At 49.3% G+C, this 2,460-nt stretch carries 2 protein-coding genes and 1 pseudogene; 1 reads left to right on the top strand and 2 read right to left on the bottom strand.

Features of this window, described 5'->3' with window-relative positions; genetic code table 11:
- Positions 1 to 144: 144 nt before the first annotated feature.
- Positions 145 to 300, bottom strand: a pseudogene (locus RMO35_RS09800) (1,4-dihydroxy-2-naphthoyl-CoA synthase); the annotation flags it as partial.
- Between the two features lie 202 nt (positions 301 to 502).
- Complete coding sequence (gene menB, locus RMO35_RS09795; protein ID WP_309740722.1) at positions 503 to 1,336, bottom strand: 1,4-dihydroxy-2-naphthoyl-CoA synthase; 834 nt, start codon at positions 1,334 to 1,336, stop codon at positions 503 to 505.
- 123 nt (positions 1,337 to 1,459) lie between these two features.
- Here menB and RMO35_RS09790 point away from each other — a divergent pair, with 123 nt between their 5' ends.
- Positions 1,460 to 2,275, top strand: a complete 816-nt coding sequence (locus tag RMO35_RS09790; protein WP_309740719.1) for a Tab2/Atab2 family RNA-binding protein — start codon at positions 1,460 to 1,462, stop codon at positions 2,273 to 2,275.
- The last annotated feature ends 185 nt before the right edge of the window (positions 2,276 to 2,460 follow it).

Genomic DNA, 2,460 nt, shown 5'->3' with positions numbered 1-2,460 from the left:
GTGTCTAACTACCGACCTGGGCATTAGGACATTAGGATAAGGGTGCTAGATATCTAGGTAGGTCGGCGCAAATATTTGTCAGATCGAAAAAGCCTGAAACCTTGATGGTGGGCAGTGCCCACCCTACGCGTCTACTGATTTAATCTATGGCAACCAAGGGTACTGACGAAAATTAGGCTGACGTTTTTCCAGGAATGCTTGCTTACCCTCAGCACCTTCCTCGGTCATGTAGTAGAGCATAGTGGCATTCCCAGCCAATTCCTGCAAGCCAACTTGCCCGTCACAATCGGCATTGAGTCGTCCCAGTAGTCGTCCCAGTAGGGTGGGCACTGCCCACCACATGGGTTTCAGGCAATTGGTGTCTAACTACCGACCTGGGCATTAGGACATTAGGATAAGGGTGCTAGATATCTAGGTAAGTCGGCGCAAATATTTGTCAGATCGAAAAAGCCTGAAACCTGGATGGTGGGCAGTGCCCACCCTACGCGTCTACTGATTTAATCTATGGCAACCAAGGGTACTGGCGAAAATTAGGCTGACGTTTTTCCAGGAATGCTTGCTTACCCTCAGCACCTTCCTCGGTCATGTAGTAGAGCATAGTGGCATTCCCAGCCAATTCTTGCAAGCCAGCTTGCCCGTCACAATCGGCATTGAGAGCGGCTTTGAGACAGCGAATCGCGATCGGACTTTTGGCTAAGATCTCTTGCGCCCATTCGATGCCTACTGCTTCTAGTCTGTCCACAGGCACCACCGTATTGACTAAACCCATATCGAGTGCGGCTTGTGCGTCGTATTGACGGCACAGATACCAGATTTCTCGCGCCTTCTTTTGTCCGACGATGCGGGCTAAATAGCTCGCTCCAAACCCACCATCGAAACTACCGACTTTCGGCCCGGTTTGACCGAAGATCGCATTGTCAGCCGCGATCGTGAGATCGCAAAGTAAGTGTAAGACATGTCCACCACCGATCGCATAGCCTGCAACGAGGGCTATTACCGCCTTGGGCATCGATCGAATCAAGCGTTGGAGATCGAGTACATTTAGACGCGGAATCCCGTCTGCGCCCTGATAACCGCCATATCCGCGCACGGACTGATCGCCACCGGAACAGAAGGCATATTTACCATCAGTATGGGGGCCAGCGCCTGTGAGCAATACCACGCCGATACTGGTATCTTCCCGCGCATCGCAAAACGCGTCGTACATTTCAAATACCGTCTGCGGACGAAAGGCATTCCGCTTTTCGGGACGATTGATGGTTACTTTTGCGATGCCATCGGCTTTATGATAGAGGATATCAGTATAGGTTTTGACCGATCGCCAGGTAATTTCCATGCTTGGTATGAGGCTCTGAATTAAATTTAGTTTATCAGGTTTAGGCTCTATGCTTGGAGTCTCCATAGACGATCGCCTATTACCCATTACTTATTACCCTATCCCCTATCCATTATCCTTTAAATGACTATTTGGCAAGCGGATATTTCTAGTCGTCCCCAGCAAAATGAACGAGGCGAAACCCTATGGGAGCTAGTTATTTGTGCAGCGGATGGGAGTTGGTATCATACGGCGATTTGTCCGCAAAAACAGGTAAATGCGGAGTGGATTGCCAGTCAGATCCAATTGGCAACTACAGATAATTTGCCATCAGTAATCGAAGTTTTTCGTCCGCAAAGTTGGGGATTAATCCAGACGGCTGGAGCGAAATTAGGTATTGAAGTTGTCGCGACACGGCGGACGGTGGCGCTGAAAAAGTTATTGCAACAACAGGCTCAAAGTTATGCTAATCCTCATTATCAACCGCTGGCGATCGAGTCACCCCCGCCGTTACCGATTCCTGACGATTTAGTTGGGGACAAGTGGCAATTTGTGACGTTAACCGCCGGACAGTTGGTGTCAGATTTTCACGATCGACCGATCCCGATCGTCTCGATGCCAGACTATTTATTACCACCGCATTGGGGTCTGGGTGCGAATGTAGCCATCCCTGGGGTGATTATCTACGGGGGCAGACAGTCGATGCGGTTGGCGCGGTGGGTGGCGGAAACAGCGCCTGTGAGTCTCAATTATTTGGGTGACGATCCGGGGGGTTTGGTTTTGGATGCGGGGTTGGCAGATCGGTGGGTGATGCTGACATTTAACGATCGCCAAGTCAGTCAGGCGGCTAAGCTTTATGCAGCACGGCAACGGCTCGTACATGGGTTGCATTTTCTGTTGGTGACTCCCGATGATTCGGGAGTCACAGATAGTGGGATTTGGTTATTGCAAAGTAGTTGACACTATAATAGCGATTTTATCATTCGATCGAATGGTTAATTTTTAGGAGTTAAGACTGGAGTTAGTTGGAGATTATTTTTGGGAATAGGAATTGGGAGTGGCTGACTATTTAGCTGGATTCGATCTGTTGGTATTAATAATTTTTGCTGACGAGCGGGACTGAAATAATCGGGACTAACTAGATT

The sequence above is a fragment of the Chamaesiphon sp. OTE_20_metabat_361 genome (assembly GCF_031364565.1).
This window is presented reverse-complemented; position numbering and strand designations above follow the sequence as displayed.

Excerpts from the sequence above, each read along its gene's own strand:
- menB (WP_309740722.1), bottom strand. The coding sequence starts at position 1,336 with ATGGAAATTACCTGGCGATCGGTCAAAACCTATACTGATATCCTCTAT.
- RMO35_RS09790 (WP_309740719.1), top strand. The coding sequence starts at position 1,460 with ATGACTATTTGGCAAGCGGATATTTCTAGTCGTCCCCAGCAAAATGAA.